The organism is Microbacterium sp. BF1 (assembly GCF_019279095.1).
In the GTDB taxonomy this organism is placed as follows: Bacteria; Actinomycetota; Actinomycetes; order Actinomycetales; family Microbacteriaceae; genus Microbacterium; species Microbacterium maritypicum.
Map to the genome: position 1 here is coordinate 1 of NZ_JAGYWT010000643.1, position 1,175 is coordinate 1,175.

A 1,175-nucleotide genomic window follows, 5' to 3' on the forward strand; every position below is an offset into this window, starting at 1 on the left:
CGAAGGCGAACGCCTGCTCGCCCGCCTCATCGGTCTCCGCCGCGATCTTCAGACCGGTCGGGCTGTTGGTCGTCTCGTAGTCGAGGAACGTGAGCTTGTCGTTGATGGTCGCATCGACCCGTCCCTGCGCCAGGGACGGGGCAGAGTCGATCCCTGCCACTGGAGCGGGAACGACAGCGACGGCCAGCTCGCCGGAAGCCGCGGGTCGAAGCTCAGGTCGCCTGCGTAGTCGCGCATGCCGCCGAAGCCGCACACCAGGGCCGTCCACACCCCGCCGGCGGAGGCGACGTGCACGCCGTCGGCCGCGTTGTGGTGCAGATCATGCAGGTCGACGAACAGCGACTGCTCGAAGTACTTCTGCGCGAGGTCCTGGTAGCCGACCTCGGCCGCGAGGATCGACTGCACGACGGCCGACAGGGTCGAGTCGCCCGTGGTCAGCGGGTCGTAGTAGTCGAAGTCGGCCTTCTTCTCCTCGGGCGTGAAGTGGTTGCCCTGAAGGAACAGCGCGAGCACGACGTCGGCCTGCTTGAGCACCTGGAACCGGTAGATCACCAGCGGGTGGAAGTGCAGCAGGAGCGGACGCTGCTCGGCGGGTGTGTTGGCCAGATCCCACACCTCGCGCTCGAGGAACAGGGAATCCTGCGGATGGATCCCGAGCCCCTCGCTGTACGGGATGTACATGGCCTCTGCGGCGCGGTCCCACGCTTCGGCCTCGCCCGGACCGAGGCCGGTGCGGTCGACCAGCTTCACGTAGTCGTCAGGGTGGCTCTCCTTGATCTCGCGCACGATCTTGGCCGCGTAGCGCAGGTTGTAGCGCGCCATCACGTTCGTGTAGAGATTGTCGTTCACGACCGTCGTGTACTCATCCGGCCCGGTGACGCCGTGGATGTGGAAGGTCTCGATCCCGTCTCCCGGCGCTCCCTCGACGAGACGCGAGGCACGCCAGAAGCCGAGGGTCGCCCACAACCGCGCCGTCTCGATCGCGATGTCGGCGCCCTCGCGCCGCAGGAACTCCTCGTCGCCCGTCGCGCGCACGTACTTGCCCAGCGCGAAGCTGATGTCGGCGTTGATGTGGTACTGCGCGGTACCGGCGGCGTAGTAGGCCGAGGCCTCCTCGCCGTTGATGGAGCGCCAGGGGAACAGCGCCCCCGCCTCGTTGAGCTGCGATGCCCGTC

1 protein-coding gene is annotated in these 1,175 nt (G+C 67.6%); it reads right to left on the minus strand.

The window, feature by feature from the left end; genetic code table 11:
* Positions 1 to 48: 48 nt before the first annotated feature.
* Positions 49 to 1,175 (minus strand): glycosyl hydrolase family 65 protein (locus KZA10_RS15680; RefSeq protein WP_374196605.1); only part of this gene is annotated, 1,127 nt, incomplete at its 5' end.